Source organism: Paenibacillus camelliae, assembly GCF_023715345.1.
Taxonomy (GTDB): domain Bacteria; phylum Bacillota; class Bacilli; order Paenibacillales; family Paenibacillaceae; genus Pristimantibacillus; species Pristimantibacillus camelliae.
Window position 1 is genome coordinate 150,561 of sequence record NZ_JAMBNY010000008.1, and the last position, 23,434, is coordinate 173,994.

A 23,434-nucleotide genomic window follows, 5' to 3' on the forward strand; every position below is an offset into this window, starting at 1 on the left:
TAAGCATGAATCGTAAATTATTTGTTCTCATAATCGCTGCACTCTTATTGGCTTTACCTTTATTGCTTGGACAGGTTAGCGAATTTTGGTTGCACGTTATGATTATGATCGGGATTTTCTCGATTTTGTCGATGGGACTAAACGTCATTATCGGCTATGCAGGTCAATTTGCTCTTGGGCATGCAGCTTTTTATGGTATCGGTGCTTACACCGCTGCCCTTCTATTAATTAACTACGATCTTTCATTCTGGCTCGTATTGCCAATATCAGCGATCGTAACAGGCTTTTTTGGATTTTTGCTAGGTACACCCGTCATTAGACTTCGTGGTGATTACCTTGGGATTGTTACCCTTGGCTTTGGAGAAATTGTACGATTAATATTTGTCAATTGGGTCGATGTTACTCGCGGTCCGATGGGACTTCCAGGAATACCTGCCCCTGAGCTGTTTGGCTATTCGTTCAGTGGTAAAATTGAATTCTACTATTTAATCTTAGTGCTTGTTGTGATTACTTATTTCGTCATCAATAGAATTGTACATTCCGGGATCGGGCTCAACATGCTAACGATTCGTGAGGATGAGCGATTAGCGGCCTCGATCGGGATTAGACCGAATAAATACAAAATTATGGCGTTTACGATTGGTGCATTTTTTGCAGGGATTGCAGGAGCATTTTGGGCAGCGTACATCTCGTATGTAAGTCCGGATGCATTTAGATATTTGGATTCCGTTAACATTCTAGCAATGGTCATTCTAGGAGGCTCAGGGAATTTGGCAGGCTCCATTCTTGGTGCTTCGATTCTAGTCGTTACACCGGAGCTGCTGCGCTATGTTAGTGAATACCGTATGTTGCTGCTAGGTCTTGCCATCGTTCTTATGATGATCTTTAAACCGACTGGATTTTGGGGCGAAAAGCATCGCAAGCTCAATTTCTATGGAAAGGTTCAGAAGGGTGAAGGTAAATGATGGAGAATGTATTGGAGCTTGAGCGGGTATCTGTTAAATTCGGTGGGCTTGTTGCGTTGAATGAAGTAGATCTTACGGTCCGCCGTGGTGAGATTTTATCAATAATTGGCCCTAATGGTGCTGGCAAAACGACCTTGTTTAACATTATGACAGGTATTTATACGCCGACCTCAGGACAAATTCGATATAAAAATCAATTAATTAATAAATTGAAGCCGTACAAGCGTGTCGGTCTCGGCATTGCACGTACGTTTCAAAACACAAGATTGCTGAAAAATATGACCGTGCTTGAAAATGTGCTCGTTGCGCATAAGGAAGTTAACACGGAAGGCGTGTTCGCTTCAATTCTAGCACGCTCGTCTCTGAAGCAGAAGCGTCAAGCAATCGTTCAGGAATGTATGGAAAAGCTCGAGATCGTTGGCCTCGCTGACAAGGCGGACCAGCTGGCAGGAAGCTTGCCTTATGGAGAACAACGCTTGCTGGAAATCGCACGTGCACTTGCGACTGGCTGTGAGCTGCTGCTGCTTGATGAGCCTGCAGCGGGAATGAACCAGACGGAAAAGCGCGAGCTTATTAAAAAGATCTTGCAATTATCAAAGCAATATCATATTGAAGTGCTGCTTATCGAGCATGATATTCAAATGATTATGGAAATCTCTGATCGCATTGTCGTTCTAAACTATGGTCAAAAAATAGCTGAAGGCACGCCAAGCGAAATTCAAAACGATCCGCTAGTCATTCAAGCGTATTTGGGCGGGGAGGTTGAAGCATGATGTCGAATCAACAAGCTATATTGGAAATCGAGCAATTGTCGGTATCCTACGATGCAATCAAAGCGGTTAAAGGAATCTCGCTTCATGTAAAGCAAGGTGAAATCGTCGCCCTAATTGGCACGAACGGCTCTGGCAAAACGTCTACGCTGCAAAGTATTTCAGGCTTGCATAAAAATAATCAGGGCACAATCCGCTTCGAAGGCAAGGACATTACGAAGCTTGAGCCGCACAAAATCGTAGCTGCTGGCATCTCGCAAGTACCGGAAGGCCGTGGCGTGCTAGCTGATCTGACGGTGCTTGAAAATTTGTCGCTAGGTGCTTATGTACGTAAAGACAAGAAAAATATCGCACTTGATTTGCAGAGCATGTTTGAGCTATTCCCTCGGCTAGCTGAGCGTAAAAAACAGCTGGCAGGTACGATGAGTGGAGGCGAGCAGCAAATGCTTGCCATCGCTAGAGCACTGATGGCAAGACCGAAGCTATTGCTGCTTGATGAGCCATCCATGGGGCTTGCCCCGATTATCGTTAAAGAGATCTTTCAAGCGATTAAGAAGATCAACAAGGATGGAGTTTCGATTCTGCTTGTCGAGCAAAATGCCAATATGGCACTATCGGCTGCGGATCGTGGCTACGTGATGGAGACAGGCTCGATTGTCGTAGAGGATGTTGCTGAGAACCTGCGCAGCAATGATATTGTCAAGTCAGTTTATCTGGGGATTAGCAATTAACTTATGCGAGAAGCTGAGAGGCTTTTTGCTTTCATAGATGATAGATCTATAAACCATCCAAAGGGAGAGATTACAATGGCTAAACAAGAAGAACAAAAAATTAAACATGATGAAAGCTTGGAACCAGCATCTCCGTATACCATTATGGCAAAGCTATTTGCACATTTGAGTAAATCAGTCGTTGATAAATTTGGTGAAGAAGGTGCTGACGCCATTCGTGAAGGTGTACGCACATTTGGTGAGGAGCGTGGCCGTGATATTGCACGTCGCGCTGCTGCTAACGGACAACCGAATGATATTATGAACTATTTGCCAAACTATGATATGGGTCGTAGTGACTTGTTCGAATATGAGACAGAATATGTGCCTAATGAAATCGAGCAAACATTTACACGCTGCCCTTTCGGCGATACATGGAAAGAAGATGGCATGGAGGAATACGGAATTCTTTACTGCCAAATGATCGACCCATCAATAGCACGTGGCTACAATCCAAACTTCGAGGTTGTGCATGATCAATATTTGGTGAAGGATGGACAATGCCATTTTAGATTCCAAATGAAACAAAAAGAAGAGCAAGCAAACGAGTCTACAGACGAAGCAAAAGCAAAAGGTGAATAAGCTGGTGAATAACACGATGATCGGTACAGTGAATGGTGATCGCCTATGGGCAAGGCTCATGGAGCTTGGCAGAATCGGTGAGGATGAACAGGGAGGAGTAACCCGCTTTTCCTTCACCGAGCTTGAGCGCCAAGCGAAGGAGCAAGTGGCGAGCTATATGTCAGAGGCAGGTATGCAAGTGAGAGAGGATGCTGTTGGCAACTTAATCGGTACTTACGTAGGAACGGACCCAGATGCTGCAGTCGTTATATCGGGCTCTCATATTGATACGGTATTGCATGGCGGTAAATTCGATGGCGCACTTGGTGTGCTAGCAGCGATTGAGGCCATTCATACGATGCATGAAAACAGCATTCAACCAAAGCATACGATCGAGGTCGTTGCATTCACAGATGAAGAAGGCTCTCGGTTTGGCTTCGGTATGATCGGAAGTCGTGCATTAGCCGGCACGTTGAAGCAAGACAATTTGACACAGCGCGATGAGCAAGGTGTTACGATTGCTGAGGCGATGGAAGCTGCCGGATACGTTCCATCACAGCTTGCTTCTGCTGCGAGGAAGTCCGAGGAGATTAAAGGCTATGTCGAGCTGCATATTGAGCAAGGTAGAGTGCTTGAGCAGCTCAATCAGCCGGTAGGCCTCGTTACCGGAATAGCAGGTCCATTATGGCTGCAATTTACTTTAAATGGCCAGGCTGGTCATGCAGGTGCGACACCGATGAACATGAGGCGTGATCCTTTGGAAGCAGCAACGGCTATCTTTGATTATATTTATCGTGAAACTCGTCAATTTAAGCATGCTGTGGCAACGGTAGGCAAGCTCAGGGTGCTGCCTGGAGGAGTAAACGTCATTCCTGGTGAGGTGCAGTTTTCACTGGACCTGCGAGATATTGATGAAGCACAGCGTAACGAGCTTGAGCAGCGCATTCGTAACTTTACTGATCAAGTATGCAAGCAGCAGAGCATCGAGTATTCTATCGAGCTGCTGCAGCGTGTTCCACCTGCACCTAGCTCGCCTGAGATTATGGCAGCGATTGAGGAAGCTGCAAGGCTCAACGGCATGGAGCTGCCGACACTAGTAAGCGGAGCAGGACATGATGGTATGCAATTTCACAGCTTATGTCCGCTCGGCATGATCTTTGTTCGCTCTAAGGATGGCATTAGCCATAACCCTCAGGAATATAGCAGCAAAGAGGATTGTGCAGCTGGCACGCAGGTATTGTATAGCACACTGCTTCAGCTAGCGGCTGTTGAACGTTCATAATGTACAAAAGCTAGACGATTACTTGGATATGGGACTGAGCCCATCCTCCAAGTAGCGTCTAGCTTTTCTCATTTAAAGAGCGGATGTTTGCTTTTGTTTATAGCCTAGCTGTGATGAAATCTCATATGCAGCTTCTATTAGATCCTCCAATATATAGGCTTCTTTTTCCTTCATTCGATTGAGAGAGCCGATTAAACTAATGGTAGCAACAACCTTGCCGTGTGCATCCTTAATAGGCGCTGCAAGACTATACGCATTCTCTTCGATTTCTTCATCCTCAATCCCATAGCCAATTCGTGCGATATGCTGCAGATGCGTCATTAATTCCTCTATCGACGTAATCGTTCGACTTGTTAAAGCTTGAAAGCTGTAGTCCTGTAGAAAATAATCCAGCTCGCTAGTAGACATATGTGCTAAAAATACTTTGCCGGATGCAGAGGCATGCATCGGGAGCTTACTGCCTGCTCTTGAGCTAATAATAAAATAGTTGTTCGGTGATTCTACCTTATCAACACAGAAGATTTGCTCCTGCTGATATACATATAGATGTGATGTTTCACTGTAGGTTGTCGTTAGTTTCTTAAGATAGTTATGTCCAATTTCCTTCAGATCAAGGCTTTGAGTAACGAGGTTGGCCTTCAATATAAACTCAAGACCAAGGCGATATTTCCCATTGTTAGGATTTTTAACGATGTAAGAGTATGCACTCATCGTATTTATTAAGCCGTGTACGGTGCTTATATTCAATTGTAGTTTTTCACTAATTTCCGTAAGTGTCAGCTGTGTGTGCAAAGAATCAAAGCAGTTAATAATATCTAGCGCTCTTTGAACGGATTGAATCATACGAGGATTTTTGTTGTTCAATACATTAACCTCCATTATGACTATCTTAATACTCGTTTATAATATATAACTTATCCCATCATTAATAGGCATCTATCTTCTATTATAGCGAATAAATTCCTTTAATACATGAATTTGTAGAGTATATGCTTTATTTTTATAACATATATCGGGACACATATCACGGTAGCTGCATATCATAATTCGTAACTGAACATAGAAACACATGATATGGAGGAGATGTAATGTTTTATCATATCAAGGAGCTGCAGTACGAGGCTAAACCAGAGCGTCCAGATCCGATCTTTGCGCGTAAGCTGCAAGAGGTGCTAGGTGGTCAATTCGGGGAAATATCTGTAGCAATGCAATATTTGTTCCAAGGCTGGAACATGAGAGGTCCTGAAAACAAATATAAGGATCTACTGATGGATACAGCAACAGAGGAAATTGGTCATGTTGAAATGCTTGCAACGATGATTGCTAGATTGCTTGATGATGCACCCATTGGTGATGTGGAAAATGCTGCGAAGGATCCGGTCGTTGGTGCGATTCTTGGTGGAATGAATCCACAGCATGTCATTGTATCAGGCTTAGGTGCGATGCCTGCAGATAGCAATGGATATCCGTGGAATGGTAAATATATTATTGCGAGCGGTAACCTGCTGGCAGACTTAAGAATGAATGTAACGGCAGAGTCTCAAGGTCGTCTTCAAGTTGCTCGTCTATATAATGAGACCAATGACCGCGGCGTAAGAGATATGCTTGCGTTCCTATTGGCTCGTGATACGATGCATCAGAATCAATGGATTGCAGCGATTAGAGAACTTGAAGAAAAAGAAGGCATTGTCGTACCAAGCACATTCCCAAGAAAGCTAGAGAAACAAGAGGTTTCCCATACGCTGTTTAATTTCTCCAGAGGAGAAGAAAGCGCAACAGGGCCTTGGGCAAGTGGACCGAGCGTGGATGGCTGCGGAACGTTTAACTACGTAAATGCACCTCAGCCTGCAGCACCTGCACCAGTGCTGAAACCAGCTCCGCCATATACGTATGACACGCTGCCTCAGGTGCTTACTGGCAAAGGACCATTTATCGATCCTTGTCAATAAGTCTTGGCATTAGGGTTTGCTTATGCTTGCCCTAATCCAGCTGGACAAGCCTAGTAAACTTAATCCATGAATGAATAATGAAATAGATTAGGCGCAACGAAACGTAACATTGATGTTATACTCAGTTGATAGACGTATTACTACATAACATGAATAATGAAATAGGAGGTATGAAAAATATGATTAGTGAGAACTTAAAAAATTTGCGATTAAGGAATAAGCTTACGCAGGAGCAGGTTGCAGAACAAATACAGGTGTCGAGACAGGCGGTAGCCAAATGGGAAAAGGGAGAATCTGTCCCTGACTTAACAAGTAGCATTGCACTAGCAAATTTATTTCAAGTGACGTTAGATAATTTAGTTCATTATGAGGATGAGGGACTAGGATTGGATCTTCCACCGAAAGGAAAGCATTTCTTCGGAACAGTGAAGCTCGGAGAACGTGGACAGATCGTTATTCCTAAAAAAGCACGCGAGCTGTTTCACCTGCAGCAGGGAGATCGATTGATTATTGTAGGTGATGAAGAAAGAGGATTAGCCATCGTTCCTGAGGAACAAATGTCGCAATTTTTCTCACTTGTAAAAACTCCACTAGATCCACCATCCGATTCATAGCATAGTTCAGATAGGGGAGAATCAACAATGAATTCATCAATTGAAATCAAGCAATTAACGAAGCAATATGGTGCGAAGGTGGCTGTAGATCGTATAACGATCAATATTGCTGACGGAGAGTTATTTGCTTTACTTGGTATGAATGGCGCAGGTAAAACAACGTTAATAAATATGCTGTCCACGATAACACAGCCTACGAGTGGTGATGCTCTGTTGAATGGAAAAAGCATTGTCACCGAAGCTGATCAAGTAAAAAAATTCATCGCTGTATCTCCACAGGAAACAGCCATTGCACCGAATTTGACGGTACGTGAAAATTTAGAGCTAATGGCAGGCTTATATGGCTTTGATAAGCAGACGGTTAAGCAAAAGACCGATCAAATGATTCAGCGATTCTCATTGCAACCATATGAAAAATCAAAAAGCAAGACATTGTCAGGTGGCTGGAAACGGAAGCTCAGTATCGCTATGGCATTGATTAGTGATCCAAAGATCCTTTTTCTAGATGAGCCAACCTTAGGCTTGGATGTGCTTGCTAGAAGAGAGCTGTGGGCAGTAATTGAAAAGCTAAAGGAAAAAACGACGATCATCCTAACGACGCATTATTTAGAGGAAGCAGAGAGCTTGTCTGATCGGATTTGCATTATGCAAGATGGTCGCATTAAAGCAATTGGCACCGTCTCCCAGCTAAATGAGCAGGCAGGCACATCTAAGTTCGAGGATACCTTTATTAAGCTAGTTGAGGATGGTGGACAACAATGAAGATGACGATATTTGCTAAACGTACAACAAAAGAGATTATACGCGACCCATTAGCAGTATTATTTGGAATAGGCTTTCCAGTTGTTTTGCTGCTGCTGCTATCAGCGATCAATCGGAATATACCCAATGATTTGTTTAATATCGAGCGATTAACGCCTGGTGTCGCTGTTTTCGGATTATCGTTCATGTCGCTGTTTTCTGCACAGCTTATTGCTAAGGACAGAGCAAGTTCCTTCTTAACAAGATTATTTACGACACCGATGATAGCAGCAGATTATATATTAGGCTATGCTCTTCCACTTGTACCAATTGCGCTGGCGCAAGGGATAGTGTGCTATGCTGTCGCTTTCTTGCTTGGCATGAAGTTTTCGTTGTCGATTGTGGTTGCCCTTATCATGCTCATTCCCATATCCTTCATCTTTATTGGAATCGGTCTGTTGTGCGGGACTGTGTTTAGTGAGAAGGCGGCTACAGCGATATGTGGTGCATTGCTGACGAATTTAACTGCTTGGCTATCAGGTACATGGTTCGATCTTAATTTGGTTGGCGGCGCATTCAAGGCGGTTGCTTATGTTTTACCTTTCGTGCATGCGGTAGATATGGGCAAAGCTGCTGCGATAGGTGCTTATGCTGACATGCTTCCTCATCTGTGGTGGGTGCTTGCGTATGGCGCTGCCCTAGTAGTGATCGCTGTCGCAACATTTAGACGAGGTATGAAGATTAGTTAATGGGACATCATGAATATATGTTAATACATGTAACTGTAGAGTGTTTTGTAAGTATTCAACTTAAAATTATTGATTGTAGCTGCAACAATTTTAACTGTTATGTCGTAAGTAACAGTGAAGTTAGACATAACAGGAGGCATACATATGAAACAACAGCTTAAGAAACAAGCCGTATCCATCATTGCAGCATCAATGATTTTATCAGGGGGAGCCGTTTACGCTGAATCAGGTACACAAGCAGTCGTGACATCAGCACAGGTCATCAGCACTGAGGCTTCAGAACATTCATTCCGTGTAATTGCTAATGATCAAAACATTGCTACAGCAGGGTTTATGAATAAGGACAAGCATATTATGGTTCCGTTACGTGAGATATCCGAAGCGTTAGGATTCAATGTGACATGGCATCAAGATAAGCAGTCAGCAGAAGTGTCCTTGGCTAACTCACCGATATGGACAATGGTTACGACTGATGTGGATCAATATGCATATAATAAAATGAACGTGCAGTTGGGCGCTAAGCCTACTAAAATAGCAGGAAAGCTATATGTTCCAGCTACATTTTTCTCAGAGATTATGCGAAGTCAAGTCGTTACTGAGGGAAATCAAGTGAATGTTTCTTTTCAAAATGAGGATGTAAAGATGGTAACGGCACAAGGAGTTATAACGAGCGTTAACGATGATGAGAAATATAAATCCATCCAGATTAATGGAACAGGTGTAGAAGGCACGATTCTAAACATTGATGAGGAAACGATTATTCGTAATCGTGCAGGTGAGCAAGTAGACTTTAGTGCGCTGTCCTTAGGCATGAGCATTGAAGTCAAGCATAGCTTAGCGATGACGATGAGCTTGCCAGGTCAAACCTATGCTTACGAAATTACAATCGTGGAAGCTGCTGACGATGCGAATATGCTTGGTACATCTGGCGCGATCGAAGAGGTTCGCCAGGATGATGAAGGCAATTTGAGCATTGTAGTCAAGGGCATGGGGATGAGTGATGTTTCTCCAGAACAAGTCGTGCTTCGTATAGACAGTGAGACGACAATTGTAGATGTAGAAGGTAATGTGATTGATTCAGACCAATTGACAAAAGATGCTAAGGTGCTAGCATACTATGGGCCAATGCTTACTAAAAGCTTGCCTCCAATCGGTCACGCATGGAAAATTGTTTATCTAGGAAGCTAATATAATATGTAAGTAGGGAACAGACGTTGGCAGAGAGAGCTGACGTCTGTTTTTTATTTTATTCGATGTTATACCAACATTTTTTCAATTGTGGTAATCTTACAATTAAAGCAACCTATGATTAATATGGAGATGAGTTCAGCATGTGGATTGATCTAGCGAATTTACTTACAAGCTCTGAAGTCGAATCGAAGCTTCAACAAGCATATCAAGGCGGAGACTTTATCCTTGCAGCTCGAATCAAGAAAACGAATTATATAAGGTCTAATATTTATAATGCTCGTATTAAGCCGCAATATTGGAGAGATTATTCCAATGGGGGAAACATTAGTCTAGTGACAACCGCTTACGATTACAAAGACGGTATACATGAGGAAGTATATCTTAATCAGAAGGACTTCTATCTGTCCTCTACCATTCATCCAGACAGAAATATGGCACCTGGCCAGCGCAAAGCACTATTTATTCAAGCATTCGATGAGCTAGAATGGTATATGGATCATGAAGGGGTATACCTAAGTACAGATGAAAAATATCATAATGGTTTTCATGGCATCATTATAGAACAGGAAAGGCTACCATTGTTGTCCTTCTTAAAGGAGAAAACAAATGTGAAAGCCTATGCAGGGTTGCGTCAATTGGAAGAAGAGACAAATGAGCCGGATGATGTAACCGATGAATTATTAGAGCTTTTTACACGCTGGGATTGTGTGGAGAGTGAAAAAATTCAGGCTTGGTACTATGCGAATAATAGTGAGTATCGAAAACAGTACGATGCAATAAGCGTGAAGTCAGAAGTATATTATGATACATATGACGATGTTTATTTTACGAACATGCCTATAGATAAAGTGAAAGAAGTCGTTAAGGAATACCATTCCACTTTTATGGTTCCACAAGATTACTTCGGCCATAGACAAGTGGATGTGCAATTTTTGCATGGGTATGATTATCTTGACCATGATTCATATTACGAGGATGACAAGGATAGTGATGAGTCAGACCACATCCAGCAAGACCAAGCGCCGATATTCTATGAGCCAACGGATGAGATGAAAGAAAGAATGCATCAGGAGAGCATGGCTCGCTGGGAATATGATAATAAAAGAAAGGCCTTTGAAGCTGACTCCTATGAAGATTATGATGATTACCAGTACTTTGAGCGGCTTCGCAATGGTGAGGAATAACTAAACGCTAGGTAAAATCAAGTGTTTTAAGTAGGATGACGTAAATAGTAGAGAGTAAAGCGATAAGTTACATAGGTACTAAGTAAAATGCCCGCAGCGTTAACATATTCAACGCTGCGGGCATTTATATATTTATATACGATGATCATTCTGTATGTTGTGCGCCACGTGGTTTGAATTCAGGTAATTAGCCAAGATATGATTCAACTACAAAAACTTCCGCGTCGTCTTCGTTCCATTGGAGGTGAATAGAATCTTCTTACCCTCTACAACGGTTTGCAGATGCACGCTTCTTCCCCAGAGGCTCTGCACATGCGGCAGTGTACGCTCCACGTATTTGAGATCGAGCTCATCGCCTTCAAATTGATGCTGGATATATAGCTCACCATTGCCTAGGAAGTCTCCATCGACTACTTGAAGTGTTGGGAAGCCGCCATTAACCTTCGAGTAAACAAGCTGGTCACGAATGTTTTCCCACGATTTATCGGTTATTTTCCACTCTGGCCCTTTTTTCTCGAAAACATATAGATCGAGCTCATCAACGAGCTGCTTCGTTAAGTAGTTGCGCAGGAAGGATTGGTCAGAATCGAGCTCACGTACCTCGAAAATTTTCTCTCGGCCCTTGCCAGGCTTGCGACCAAAGCGTCGCTGCTCTTCCTCCGTTGGATTATCCCATCGCTTTTCGATGTCTTCAAAAATTTTTAAGCCTAAGTAGTATGGGTTTAAGCTGTGGCGTGAAGGGACAACGACCGAGCTGTTCAGCTTGGCGAACTCAATCGTCTCCTCGCTGGTCAGATTCATCTCACGAATAATGCGCTGATGCCAATAGGAAGCCCAGCCTTCGTTCATGATCTTCGTCTCGATCTGTGGCCAGAAGTAAAGCATCTCGTCACGCAGCATCGTAAGGATGTCACGCTGCCAATCCTCTAGAATTGGGGAGTATTCTTCAATAAACCAGACTAGATCCTTCTCGGGGCGAGGTGGGAAGCGCTTGGCATCCTGCAGCGCAGCTTCTCGCTTTGCTCGCTCCGCTTGCTTTGTCTCTTCATCAAGAGACCACAGCTCCTCATAGGGAGAAGGCGTTTCGCTCTTCTGTGGCGCGCGCTCATTTTCTCTCATCGCCATTTCAATATACCGTTTCTTATCCAATTGATACGGCTTAATAACGGTAGGATCAACATGCTCCTGGATAGCTAGAATGGCATCAATAAACTTCTCTACCGTATCGGTTCCATGTATGAGCTCGTATTGATGAATGCGATCTGCAGTAGCCGACATGCTTTCGACCATATCACGATTCGTTAAGCTAAAGCGAACGTTGTTTTTGAAAAAGTCACAGTGTGCGAGTACATGGGCGACAATTAGCTTATTTTGAATCAAGGAGTTGCCCTCAAGCAAGAAGGCATAGCACGGGTTAGAATTGATAACAAGCTCGTAAATCTTACTTAAGCCAAAATCGTATTGCATCTTCATCTTGTGGAAGGACTTCCCGAAGCTCCAATGACTAAACCGCGTCGGCATACCATAGGCACCGAATGTATAAATGATATCCGCAGGGCAAATCTCATAGCGCATATCGTAAAAATCCAACCCAAAGCCTTGCGCAACCTCTGTAATTTCCGCAATTGCTCGTTCCAGCTGCTTGATATCGTCTGATGTCATAGCGAAGCCTCCTTATCCGAACTGTACTACTCTTAATGTATGAGTGGATAAGGTGAGATATGAGATGGGGGAGGCGAGAGTTACTTATCTTCTAGCTGATGAAGCAGGTACTCACACAGCTTTCCATAGTGCTGACTCTGTAAACTCAATAGCAAGTGCTTCGCATTAATGTCATTGTGAGCAAATATACGATGTATGTAATGCTTAAACTCTGTAATGCTAGGGAGCTCATCTTTGTAGATCTCATGGATTTCGATGCCAAACCTATGTAATAGAGATTTAAGCTGATCGTCGTTTTTGTTAAATTCATGATATTCGCGTAGGCTCTCGTCAGCATTTTGGTTCAATCGATAATTCATTGCGAGTAGAACCTTCATCAAAGCATTAACTTGATTCTCCGAAAAATTATGATCCAATGCATACATATAGAAAGGAAAATCATCTGCATTCACCATAAATTTTAGCAGCTTAATCTGATATTTTAATTGCTCGATTTCTTTTTCAACGTTCAACTTCTCACCTCATTGGTATATTAAATCAATACTGATCGTTTGTAGCAACGATAAGTGTAATTGCATTCGTGTATATGCTAATTCTATTGAAATTTCTGACAGTATTCAAATCTCATAAACAACGCTTTGAATTTTAGAAAAAGTCTAGTATGATGATACTTTATGAAAGAAGATAAACTTGAGCGTAAGCTAAGGGAGACTATTACATTATGCTGGACAATATAAAGCGACTAACAGAACTATTAATGGATAAAAATCCGAATCTACCTGAGGAGAAGGCCATGCTATGGGTAGAACTATTATGGAGTGATTATGAAGCAACCTCCGCCAAAGCGGGCTATAAGTTTCAAGGTGCAGATTATACTGAGAATCTTGTGCGACAATTGATTATAAGCTACGGAGATAAGCTGCATCTATTCATTGCGAAAAATTCAAAGTACGCTGATTTGCTAAGTGACCCTGAGCCACAGTAAATGAATAGGTTGGAGTATTATAAAAAAACAGCTTAATAGCTGTTTTTTTATTTTCATTATATTAATAACCAATAGATCTAATCTCATTATGATAAGATTAATATAGCAGAAAGGAGAGAACAGTTTGAATATTACAGTATATTGTGGCGCAAGCGTAGGTAACAATCCCGCTTACGCTGATGCAGCACGATTGATCGGGAATTGGATAGCTAACAACAATCACAAGCTAGTGTATGGTGGTGGTAAAGCGGGTCTTATGGGAATTGTGGCTGACGAAGTATTGAAGCACAATGGTGAAGCTATTGGTATTATTCCTACTTTTTTAGTGGAACGCGAACTAAGTCACCCAAATCTAACTCAGTTAGAAATAGTAGATTCGATGTCTCAACGAAAAAATAGAATGATTGAACTTGGTGAATGTTATGTTGCACTTCCAGGTGGACCAGGTACACTAGAAGAAATTTCAGAAGTTATCTCTTGGGCGAGAATAGGTCAACATAAAAATCCTTGTATACTATTTAATGTGAATGGTTATTACAATAAGCTAAAAGAACTGTTTGATGACATGGCGGATAATGGATTTTTGAGTGAAGCGGATAAATCGATGATGCTATTCACTGATTCGCTTCAAGAGTTAGAGCAGTTTATAGAGAATTTTAAGCCTGTTGCGGTTCGTACGTACTAATTCCTACTTAAATATCGATTCTGTAATACATCGGATCGATATTAATACAATGTAGTATCCCTACATATGATGTACTAACAGCTAAGCTTCTTAGAGGCTTAGCTTATTTATTTTAAGTATAAAGCGATATACAGTCATCGTCTTTTTTCGAAAAGCTAAAGACGAAATGGGAAATTTATCGTATGATAGTAGTAAATACACCTTTATAGGAGGAAAATATGGGATTTTTTGACAAATTAAAGGAAAGCGCGTCGAAGGCTGCGGACAAAGCAAAGGATTCTGTCGAAGTCGTGAGACTTAACTCACAAGTTGCTGCAAAACGAAAAGAAATTGAGAAAATGTATCTTCAAATTGGCGAAGCTGTCTTTGAAGCTTACACCTCCAATGCAGAATCAGCTGCAGAAGAGCTCATTAAAGCGAATAGCGCAACGATTATTACATTAAAGCAGGAAATCGAACAACTAGAAATTAAAATTCGAACACTTAAGGACGAAAAGGATTGTGTTTGCGGGCAAGTATTGCCGCTTGATGCTAAATTCTGTTCTTCTTGCGGTCATAGATTTGAGGAACCAAGCGAAGTGGTGGTTCAAGCGAATGAGCCAGTAGCAATCGAGGCTCCACATGAAGCAGCTGCAACTACAGAACGCATTTCTGTTAAAAGCTGCTCTAATTGTCAGGCTACGCTTCAAGCAGATGATCGTTTCTGTGAGAACTGTGGAACAGCAGTAGAAGGTCAATAATAATATCAAGGAGGATCAGAATGCAGCAGTTTTCTAATGTTTTGAAAGAATTGAATAAATGGTATCAATCATTTAAGTGGTATCCATTGCTTCATTCATTAGAGCTAAAGCTCTTATTCGGTGGTCTTGGTATTGTATTTATTCGTGAGCTGCTTTATACCATTCTTCCTTATCAGGCTTATCGTGCGATGAATGTAATCTTTTATACGATTCCATTAAATTCACTAGGCTATCACGCCTTTTTGCTAGGGGCATGGCTAACGCTAGCTTCTAAGAATGTAAGATACTTGCCCTATGCGTTATGGGGCTATGCATTTTACATCATGTTTCCTTTTACAAGTATTTCATTATCGACGATTATCTCGACAGCCGTTTATGCACTGCTAGGCTACGGGGTGTTCCGTTACTCTGCTTCACCATATGTTGATGAAAACAGATAATTGAACAATGAATCTAGTAAAAGTGTCTTCTTATGGAGGACACTTTTTACTTGTGCTTTAGAAAAGTATCGGAGGACATAGAATACATGAGATGCGGAGCTTGTGGTAACGAAGGAAAAGGAAAGTTTTGTAGACATTGCGGTGCTCCACTTCAGCAAGAACTAGAGCAGGAACCGAGGATTCAACCGAGTGATGGTAGCTCTGCTTTGGAAGAAGACTTAGCAGTACCGATACATAATGATGCTTTGCAAGTAGAACAGCCGGTAGAAGCGGGGCAAGCCGAGCATGAAGTACCGCTAGAACAGGTCGAGCAGGTAGACAGCGAGCAAGAAGATTCATTAGTAGAAGCGGAACAAGTAGAAGTAGAGCATATTGAGGATGATGCCCCTGCTGTAGTTATAGCTCAAGCAGATCAAGCTGAGCAAGAGAAAACGCAAGCAGAGGCTGATCAAGTAGAGGAACAGAGCCAAGCAAGCGATCAACAGACAAGCCCACAGAAAGCCATGATATTAAGCAGCGCCATCGCTGGGATCATGGCAGCCATCGTAGTCATTGGATTAGCCTTTGGGCTAGACTGGGCTGCAAAGCAGGGTGAATTTCAAGAGGATGTACAATATCATCTTCTAAGTCATGTGATCGAAATTCCTCCTGAACAAGCGGCTTATTTTATACATTCCGTTAAGCCAGGCGCTTGGCTGCAGCTTATGCTGATGCATGGCGCAGAAATTAAAGGTCAGTACGGTATAAGCACTGGCAATGATATGAATGAACCATTAATGTTCAGCTTTCAAATGACGTTGCTATTAAGCGCTGCTTGTGCATTTGTATTGATTGCATTAGCAAGCAGATTCATATATTCGATCGTTGCTAAGCGATTGAACCAGCTGTGGAAGCTATGCTGGGTTATCCTATGCAGCTTGTGCTATGCGCTTATTATGGGAATGACGCTATGGCTGTTATCGCCCAAGGTAGAGCTTTTATACGGTAACAGTATTTATAACTTTGAGCTCAATGCCGAGCTGTGGAAGGTTTTTGTGCTAGCGCTGTTGTTGAGCTTTGTAGCTTCCATTGTTGGCGTTGGACGCTGGAGCGTCCCGCAAAAATTGGATCTATCGCAATGGCTTAAAAGCCTCGCAGCATTCGCTCGTACAATGCTTATATTTTTTATCGTTATTATTGCTTTAATGACGCTGAGCTGGTCAACAACGAAGCCTAGTCAGCTTCATAGCACCCATATGACGACAATGGGCGCAGTATGGGACGCATATAAGGACGATGCATCGATGTACGGGATCATTCCGAATGTGCTGATGCAGCAATTTATATATTCATTAGGAGCGACCTGGCATGTCGATGGATATGCGGCAGCCAATCTGCTAAGTATGGATCGGCCAATGCAGCTCAACCTTGTTACAGGTGCGTCAGCAGATGATGCGGATCGAGCATCGCTTAAGACGATTGAGCAGGACTTAAGGCTACATTGGTTTCATGCTGCATTTTTGCTTGCTTTTTTATATGCATTGAGCCGAATCCAGATGAATAAGCTATGGAGCTACGGATGCACCGTACTCATCATCATTATCGGTGTTGCTGCTTTATCTGCATATGCCAATGTATCCCTCACAGCGAGCAATATGGATGAGGCATTGATTGGGTTTCGTTTTACGCAATCGCTGCTTTCTGTAGGGATCATTACAGCTATATATTTGATTGCTTCCTATATTATTCAGCGTTGGTTGGCTAGAAGGGGGGATAAGTCTTGATTACCGGAAACCCTATGCTTCTAGGCATAGTTATTACTTACATCGTATTAGTGTGCTGTTTGCTATCGGTAGTTATCGCAATTAAGCTGTATCGGCCAGCTGTAAAGCTGTCTGGACTTGCTTCATTTACCATTGTACTGCTTGTGATTATTGGCTTGTTTTCTTTTGATTTGCTAAGGAATGATAAGGTAGCCGAGCTACAGGAGCAATCTCAGCTTACTAAGGTGTACAAGCAATTATATGTACAGCAGCATGAGCCGGCCGAGTTACAGCTCTCTGGCGCGATTGAGCTTTGGAATGAAGCGCCGTCTGACAATAGCAAGCTATTGCTAGGCCTAGCATATCTGCAAGCCGGTCAGCCTGAGAAGGGGAGACATGTGCTTCATGAGGTGCTGAGTGAGCCATCGAGTGAGCTTTATCTAAGTAAAGATGATAGAAACGAGCTAGCTGAAGCGATAGGGCTTAGTGGCGCTGAATCAGCAAGCGATGAACAAACGTCCAGTGTTACAGTTGAAACTTATGCAGCGATTGCAGAAAATGCTGTCAAGCAAATACATCAGCATGTAGCAAGCAAGCTAAGTGCTGAAGATGAGCTAATGCTTCAAAGCTATGCTAAGCTGGATCATCAACGATTAGATTATTTAGTTCACGTTGGGATTCCGAATGGACAGATGGAAGCAGCTGCCTTAAATGAGGCTGAAGCTCTCTATGAGCGTTTGACGGAGCAAATGCTGGAGCAGGACATTCAAAGCAAGGAGCAAGCTGAGCTTGCTATGGAGCTTGCCAAAACAGCGTTATATATGAACGATACAGCTATAGCAGAACAATTGCTTATTCAGCTGATTGAGCAATTTCCAGACGCAGAGGAGCCAGCGATTATGTTCAGCGAGCTGCTGCTGAATAACAAGGTAAGCCTAAGCGAGGAGGAGTTGTCTGTTATTCCTTTCTATGCTGATGCCAAGCTGCAGCAGCAAAAGGATGAGAAGCAGCTATTAGAAGCATGGGCTGCTCAGGTTAACCCAAGCGATGAGGAGTCCATGAAAATCGTCGATGACCAGCTGGCTTATATACAAGCCGAGGTCGATATTCATCCGCAGCTAGCCTTTTCATTGCTGCGTGCTCACGAGCATAAGGATATTCCGCAGGTAAAATTTCTGTTAGCCTCCTATTATTATCAGGTACAGCAATTGGAGGAAGCCTCACAGCAAATTGAGGAGCTAACATTAGATCCAGCTCAGCTTACAGTTCCCCAGCAATATTATGTTCAATCACTGCAAAGTCTGCCTGAGCCTGAGCAAATGTCGACTGAGGATTTTCAGCTTCGCAATGAATTAACGAATCAGCTATACACAAGCTTTCAGTCATTAGACGGTAAGCGAGTGCAGGAACTTCAGCCAAGCGATACAGAGAAAAGCTTTGCTGTATATGTAAGTAATGAGTTAATCGCCTTGAATAAATCCTATCTTCGTATTGCATCCATTCAAGCTGACGAATCTGGAGAGGTTGACCTATATGTGACAGCCGGCAATATGAAGGAGCTAACGGCGGAGTCGATCCAGCTGTTCGATAATGCGACAGAAATTACCGACTTTCAATTAGAGAAGATTGGACAATCCGTAAGCTACGAGCGTAACCTGCTTCTGCTTGTTGATCGCAGCGGCTCAATGGGCGGTGAGCGAATCGAAGGAGCTAAGCTAGCCCTTCATAATTTCATTCAATCGATGAAACACAACGAACGCGTTGGTTTGCTCGCCTTTGATGATGGTGCAGAGCTACTTGCGCCGCTGAGCAATCAATTAGGTGACGTTAAGCACATGATTGATGTGCTTGATGGTAATGGCGGAACGAATATTTCAGGTGCATTTGATCAGGGCTTGTCGGTTATGGAGAGTCAGCCAGGCGAACGAATATTATTTATGCTGTCCGATGGAGAGGATGATCATTTTTCTCGTCCTGAAAATCGAGCAGCGATCATTAACCGTGCCAATGCAGCAGGGATTACGATCTTCGCGATAGGCTTTGCATCTGGCTACGAGACACTTCGAGATGTTGCTGAAGCGACTGGAGGCAAATACATTGCGGCTACGGGACTGGATGCTTTACTGGGAAGCTTTGAGGATATTAAAGCTTCACTTGAGCATTCATACAAGATCACCTATACACTTCAGCCGATGGAGAAGGGCTTGCACCGTGTTCGAGCGATTGGACCTGATCAGCGCTCGACAACTAAAACCTACACGATTGGTGAGGATGGAGCAGTGCCAACGTTTGGTGAGCTGGAGGAAGATAACGGTGTTGAGGTGGGCATTTTCGATACGATGCCGAATCGAATTACAGTATCTAAGCTAGGCGTGACACAGCTTCAGATTAATGGTTTTGGCTTTGATCATGTGACCAAGGCGCTGCTTGATGGCAAGGAGCTAGATATTAAAAAATCTAGTGATGATCATATAACGACCGAAGTTAGCAACAATATTGCCATCGGTCTTCATGAGCTGAAGTTAATTACGAAGGATCAGCAGGAGGTCAGCTACCAGCTGTCTGCCTCCAACTCTAGCGAACAAAAGTACCGTGAGTTTGGAGATGCTAGAGTCTACGGTGATTTTATCGAGGATTCTGATGGAGTCTCTGTGCTTAAAGGCAATACATCCGTCGATCGCTTTATGTACGACACGAGAGGGAGTATGACGCTGAAGGGTGGTAAGGAGCTTACATTTAACGGTTTACTTGTCCAAGTAGATCATACAAAGCTAGGCTTGCTGTCAAAAGCTACAGCGTCGTTGGATAACTGGGAGGAGCGGCATTTTCCGGATCATATAACGATGACCGTTAATAACGATCAGAAAACGTTCGATGTTGTGCGCAGCAATGCATACTTCGATGTGATGGATAAGTTTGCACTCGGTAAATTTGGACTTGAAGTACGACTAGTGCCAAAGTTCACCTATACTGCAAAGTATGGTAGTGATGATGGAACCTTGTCAGCGAAGGGCGGAATTGCTGGATTTTCAAATGTGCTAGCATTGAATAATCCGTTGCTTGATAAATGGAAGCGTATGGTGAAATTCCTGCCAACGGACGCAACGCTCGAGATGGGCTACGAAAAAGACAACATCATCGTTCGCGGGGAGATCGGTGCAGAGCTTAATTTCTCTAATATTATTGAAACGGGAGGCGTTCAGCTTAAGGCTGCTTACGAGCATGGACCAGCGAAGTTCGATCTTGGCCTGGAGGCGGCCGATCTCAATATAAGCTATAAAGCCTTTTCCTTTAATTCTACTAACCTGCCTATTAATCGTTACGGTATAGGACTTGGCTGGCAGAAAAGCTTAATGCCAAAAGCAGCAGAGGTGCTAATCGGAAGCAATAAAGGAGTCAACCTCGGAACAACAGGGCTGACCGCAAGAATGCTGAAGGTGGGCATTGATGGAAGAGAAGGCTTTGGCGGGTTGCTTGGGCTCGAGATAGGGACAGCAATCGATGGTCCGGCGCAAAAGGTCATTACATGGGTCAATAAAATTCCAGGTATCGAAATTGATGACTCGGCATGCGTCTTATGTGTAAATGGTGAGATTGGACTAGAAAAAATCGGTACAACAAATTGGGCTGCAAACGGCGCGATTGGATGGCAGCTTATCGGATTTGAGCTTGGGAAGGTTACAAGCTATATCGATAAGCATGAGATTCAAGCGGCTACAGCGATTGATCTCATTAATTTAGATGGGAATACAAGACTGCTATGGAGAGATTCCAAGTATAACAAGGACTTAACGATAACCGTTCGAGGTAATCTAGACGTTATGGGAGCGGAAGGTGACCTGATTATCTTCGTCAATACGAGCCGCTTTTCTCAATCGTATGTTTACCTGTATGCAAAAGCATGGAAATTTGAACCTCATATTCATTTTGGAGCAGATGTTAAAGTGTATCGTTAAAGGAGGAGCAGGATGAAGAAAAGCTTTGTATGTGAAGCGTACGAATGGGAGTTTGCAAGGATGTTTTCATCTGTGAGCGGCTCCTCCAAGGGATACCGCAATATGCCTTATGTTGGCTGTATTGTCGCTCCAATGATATGGCTTGTGCTATTTGGCTTGTACGTTCTGCTCACAGCACTGCTGCCTGAGCAAAAGCAACAGCTTGCTTGGTTGAAGGATTCAGCGATTGGAGTCGGAGTGCTTGTCGGAATCATTATCTTCATTCGTTCCGCGATCATATCCTCCAAAAGTGTACGCATTCCACAGCCAACGGATGACATTCCATGGGTGATGACGAATGAGCAAGGAATCTGGATTAATACGTTCAATCAAGAGGAGGCAGCACAATTACCCTTCTTCAGATGGGAGGATATCCAATCCGTTCATGTCGATATTACGAGGGAGCTGCGTCTCTATATTGGTGGCAGAGAATATCCTTCACGGAGAGAGCAGATGATCGCAGCCTATAATGCGAAATACACAGCCCATCAAGAGCAGGTGCTGACGTGCTATAACGACCGTTTAACACTTATATTGAATAAGGATAGACCACTGAAGCGCGCCATTATCCAAATGCCAAAAAGCTGGCTGCGACAAGGTCAGTTTGTAGAATTGCTTCAGAACATTCAGCAACAAACAAAAAAAACTGCTGCCGTGTATGATGCATCGGCTGAGCCATATGTTCGTCAATGGATCGCGAATAACAGGGAGTAGGGGAGAAGGATCAATACATTGCGAAAAATATTATTAATAGCGGTTGTATGCTCACTGCTCTTCACCGTTCAAGCTGCAACGGCTGCTCCATTGTCCATTACAGAGCAGATAACGATTAGCCAAGAGCAGTATAATGTTCAGATAGTCGTCGTCGGGGATGCGAATAAAGCGTTCGAAGCAGATCTAGAGCTGCCAGACGGAACGAAAATTGAGCATAATAACTATGATGGAAACAAGTATATGTATATTGAGATGGAGGAAGGAGAGCGTCGCTGGCTTATTAATTCCGCCGCACAAGGCACGTATAAGCTGCATATCGAGGGAGCGAATCAAAGCTATAGCATTAGCTTGAAGGAAGAGCTGCGCAGGCCGAATACAACGTGGCGCTCACCTCTCAATACGGAGGTCGTTGTACAAGCATCATCATCGCTTTCCTTAAAATGGGACGTGAATGGAGATGTTGAGCAAACCGATCGTATACGTTTTTACCTTCAATCACGAGCTGGAGGAGCAGCGATGCTCGTTGGCGAAGAGGCATTGGCCGCAGGACAGGCAGAGCTTACGCTGCCTGCTACGATCGAGGATGGACAATATAAGCTCTCCATCATCGCTGATAATAAAACAAGCGAAGGCCAGCAAATTGATCCTGAAGTAACGGTTAAGCTGCAAAGGGGTTATAGTGCTGCACCGTTCAAGTTATTGCGGGTTATTCCTGAAGGCAGCGCCGCCAGTATCCTGTTCGAAGTTCCTGCTTCGCTGCCTTTCAGCGGAGGCTATGCGTGGCTTACTTCAGACAGCGGTGAAGAAGTGGCCCTAGAGCTAATGTTCCAGCAGCTTGAGCAGCTTGAAGCAGATGAGAGTGGTGAAGTGAAGCGTTATGCTTGGAGTATCTCGCTTGAGGAAGGCACCTACACGGGGAAGCTGCAGCTTACTTATGATGATGGAATGGCGAGCTCCCTTATTGACATCCCATCCTTTACCCTTAAGCCAAGAGACTGGTCGAAGGATACGGTAGTTTGGATCCCTGAGGATGAAAAGATCCATTCAACACATATTCAAGTGCAGCTGACATTAGCTAGTGAAACGTTAGTGCAGCTAGTCGATAGTGCGGATGGACTGCTCTATGAGCAACAGCTTGTGCCTGCGGGGGATGGAGTGATAGAAGAAACGATTACCGTTCCGATTAGCGAAGGTGACCATATAGTTGAGCTGCTGCTGAGCGATCCAGCGGGAGATGCAATCTCCTACAGCAAGCGTTATCTCGTTGACCGCACGCCGCCTACGCTGACGATGATTCAGCCGCAATCGACACATGCTAAGCTCGAAGGCAATAAAGCAAGCGGCTTTACCGATACGGATAGCATTGTCATTGCTAATGGTCAGCAGCTTGAACCAGACGAGTCAGGCTACTTCGTCATTGATGACGTTGGAGAAGAACTTACGATCACAGTACGTGATGCGCATGGCAATGAAACGTACTTTCATTGGAAGGAAGCCGATTCCGGCTCAAAGCTATGGATATGGTTTGTAATTATTAATTTATTACTAATAACAGCAGCAGTTGTCGTTATTTATAAGCTGCGGCAATCTTATCATAAATAAGCTAGCCAACAGTGTCACAAGAAAAGCAGTTATGCAACAAGGAGTTCATCCTATGCATGACTGTTTTTCTTTGTTATGCTAAAAAATGAATTT

The 23,434-nt window shown here is 43.3% G+C and carries 22 protein-coding genes; 19 read left to right on the plus strand and 3 right to left on the minus strand.

Annotation, left to right across the window (positions count from 1 at the left end; translation table 11 throughout):
• Nucleotides 1–5: 5 nt before the first annotated feature.
• The 5 genes from M3180_RS14285 (at nt 6) to M3180_RS14305 (ending at nt 4,348) form a co-directional block, all read left to right on the plus strand.
• Complete coding sequence (locus M3180_RS14285) at nt 6–965, plus strand: branched-chain amino acid ABC transporter permease (protein ID WP_251668642.1); 960 nt, start codon at nt 6–8, stop codon at nt 963–965.
• On the plus strand, nt 965–1,738 hold the full coding sequence (locus M3180_RS14290) for an ABC transporter ATP-binding protein (RefSeq protein WP_251668719.1): 774 nt from the start codon (nt 965–967) through the stop codon (nt 1,736–1,738). Before M3180_RS14285 ends, M3180_RS14290 begins: the two co-directional genes overlap by 1 nt.
• A complete protein-coding gene (locus M3180_RS14295) occupies nt 1,735–2,466 on the plus strand; it encodes an ABC transporter ATP-binding protein (RefSeq protein WP_432806940.1) in 732 nt (243 codons plus the stop codon). The genes M3180_RS14290 and M3180_RS14295 overlap by 4 nt, the downstream gene beginning before the upstream one ends.
• A gap of 75 nt (nt 2,467–2,541) precedes the next feature.
• Nucleotides 2,542–3,087: an L-2-amino-thiazoline-4-carboxylic acid hydrolase gene (locus M3180_RS14300; RefSeq protein WP_251668643.1), complete on the plus strand. Its 546-nt coding sequence runs from the start codon at nt 2,542–2,544 to the stop codon at nt 3,085–3,087.
• 16 nt (nt 3,088–3,103) lie between these two features.
• The gene (locus tag M3180_RS14305) at nt 3,104–4,348 is read left to right on the plus strand and encodes a Zn-dependent hydrolase (protein ID WP_251668722.1); all 1,245 of its coding nucleotides are present in this window, start codon (nt 3,104–3,106) and stop codon (nt 4,346–4,348) included.
• Nucleotides 4,349–4,420: 72 nt separating this feature from the next.
• On the opposite strand, the gene M3180_RS14310 is transcribed toward M3180_RS14305, so the two are convergent.
• Nucleotides 4,421–5,212, minus strand: a complete 792-nt coding sequence (locus tag M3180_RS14310; protein ID WP_251668646.1) for an IclR family transcriptional regulator — start codon at nt 5,210–5,212, stop codon at nt 4,421–4,423.
• A 224-nt stretch (nt 5,213–5,436) separates the two neighbouring features.
• On the opposite strand from M3180_RS14310, the gene M3180_RS14315 reads away from it, so the two are divergent.
• From M3180_RS14315 to M3180_RS14340, 6 genes are all read left to right on the plus strand, one after another.
• Nucleotides 5,437–6,297, plus strand: coding sequence for a manganese catalase (locus M3180_RS14315; protein WP_251668648.1), 861 nt, complete (start codon nt 5,437–5,439; stop codon nt 6,295–6,297).
• A gap of 179 nt (nt 6,298–6,476) precedes the next feature.
• Nucleotides 6,477–6,911 carry a helix-turn-helix domain-containing protein gene (locus tag M3180_RS14320; protein ID WP_251668650.1) on the plus strand — a complete coding sequence of 145 codons (435 nt, stop codon included), beginning with the start codon at nt 6,477–6,479 and terminating at the stop codon, nt 6,909–6,911.
• A gap of 27 nt (nt 6,912–6,938) precedes the next feature.
• Nucleotides 6,939–7,673, plus strand: a complete 735-nt coding sequence (locus tag M3180_RS14325; RefSeq protein WP_251668652.1) for an ABC transporter ATP-binding protein — start codon at nt 6,939–6,941, stop codon at nt 7,671–7,673.
• Nucleotides 7,670–8,401 carry an ABC transporter permease gene (locus M3180_RS14330; protein ID WP_251668654.1) on the plus strand — a complete coding sequence of 244 codons (732 nt, stop codon included), beginning with the start codon at nt 7,670–7,672 and terminating at the stop codon, nt 8,399–8,401. Before M3180_RS14325 ends, M3180_RS14330 begins: the two co-directional genes overlap by 4 nt.
• A gap of 144 nt (nt 8,402–8,545) precedes the next feature.
• A complete protein-coding gene (locus M3180_RS14335) occupies nt 8,546–9,589 on the plus strand; it encodes a copper amine oxidase N-terminal domain-containing protein (protein WP_251668655.1) in 1,044 nt (347 codons plus the stop codon).
• A 143-nt stretch (nt 9,590–9,732) separates the two neighbouring features.
• Nucleotides 9,733–10,776: a hypothetical protein gene (locus tag M3180_RS14340; RefSeq protein WP_251668656.1), complete on the plus strand. Its 1,044-nt coding sequence runs from the start codon at nt 9,733–9,735 to the stop codon at nt 10,774–10,776.
• 207 nt (nt 10,777–10,983) lie between these two features.
• On the opposite strand, the gene M3180_RS14345 is transcribed toward M3180_RS14340, so the two are convergent.
• Both M3180_RS14345 and M3180_RS14350 read right to left on the minus strand, forming a co-directional pair.
• Nucleotides 10,984–12,438 carry a SpoVR family protein gene (locus M3180_RS14345; RefSeq protein ID WP_251668657.1) on the minus strand — a complete coding sequence of 485 codons (1,455 nt, stop codon included), beginning with the start codon at nt 12,436–12,438 and terminating at the stop codon, nt 10,984–10,986.
• Between the two features lie 80 nt (nt 12,439–12,518).
• A complete protein-coding gene (locus tag M3180_RS14350; protein WP_251668658.1) occupies nt 12,519–12,950 on the minus strand; it encodes a DUF1878 family protein in 432 nt (143 codons plus the stop codon).
• Between the two features lie 209 nt (nt 12,951–13,159).
• On the opposite strand from M3180_RS14350, the gene M3180_RS14355 reads away from it, so the two are divergent.
• The 8 genes from M3180_RS14355 to M3180_RS14390 all read left to right on the plus strand — a co-directional run bounded on the left by M3180_RS14355 (nt 13,160) and on the right by M3180_RS14390 (nt 23,341).
• Nucleotides 13,160–13,423 (plus strand): YfhJ family protein, encoded by a 264-nt coding sequence (locus M3180_RS14355; protein ID WP_251668659.1) that lies wholly within the window; start codon nt 13,160–13,162, stop codon nt 13,421–13,423.
• Nucleotides 13,424–13,547: 124 nt separating this feature from the next.
• Complete coding sequence (locus M3180_RS14360; protein WP_251668660.1) at nt 13,548–14,108, plus strand: LOG family protein; 561 nt, start codon at nt 13,548–13,550, stop codon at nt 14,106–14,108.
• A 218-nt stretch (nt 14,109–14,326) separates the two neighbouring features.
• Nucleotides 14,327–14,848, plus strand: coding sequence for a zinc ribbon domain-containing protein (locus M3180_RS14365; RefSeq protein ID WP_251668662.1), 522 nt, complete (start codon nt 14,327–14,329; stop codon nt 14,846–14,848).
• Nucleotides 14,849–14,868: 20 nt separating this feature from the next.
• On the plus strand, nt 14,869–15,288 hold the full coding sequence (locus tag M3180_RS14370; RefSeq protein WP_251668663.1) for a hypothetical protein: 420 nt from the start codon (nt 14,869–14,871) through the stop codon (nt 15,286–15,288).
• Between the two features lie 86 nt (nt 15,289–15,374).
• Nucleotides 15,375–17,051 carry a hypothetical protein gene (locus M3180_RS14375; protein WP_251668665.1) on the plus strand — a complete coding sequence of 559 codons (1,677 nt, stop codon included), beginning with the start codon at nt 15,375–15,377 and terminating at the stop codon, nt 17,049–17,051.
• Complete coding sequence (locus M3180_RS14380; protein WP_251668667.1) at nt 17,048–20,986, plus strand: vWA domain-containing protein; 3,939 nt, start codon at nt 17,048–17,050, stop codon at nt 20,984–20,986. Before M3180_RS14375 ends, M3180_RS14380 begins: the two co-directional genes overlap by 4 nt.
• A gap of 12 nt (nt 20,987–20,998) precedes the next feature.
• Complete coding sequence (locus tag M3180_RS14385) at nt 20,999–21,739, plus strand: hypothetical protein (protein ID WP_251668668.1); 741 nt, start codon at nt 20,999–21,001, stop codon at nt 21,737–21,739.
• A gap of 18 nt (nt 21,740–21,757) precedes the next feature.
• Nucleotides 21,758–23,341, plus strand: coding sequence for a hypothetical protein (locus M3180_RS14390; RefSeq protein ID WP_251668671.1), 1,584 nt, complete (start codon nt 21,758–21,760; stop codon nt 23,339–23,341).
• Nucleotides 23,342–23,434: the final 93 nt, after the last annotated feature.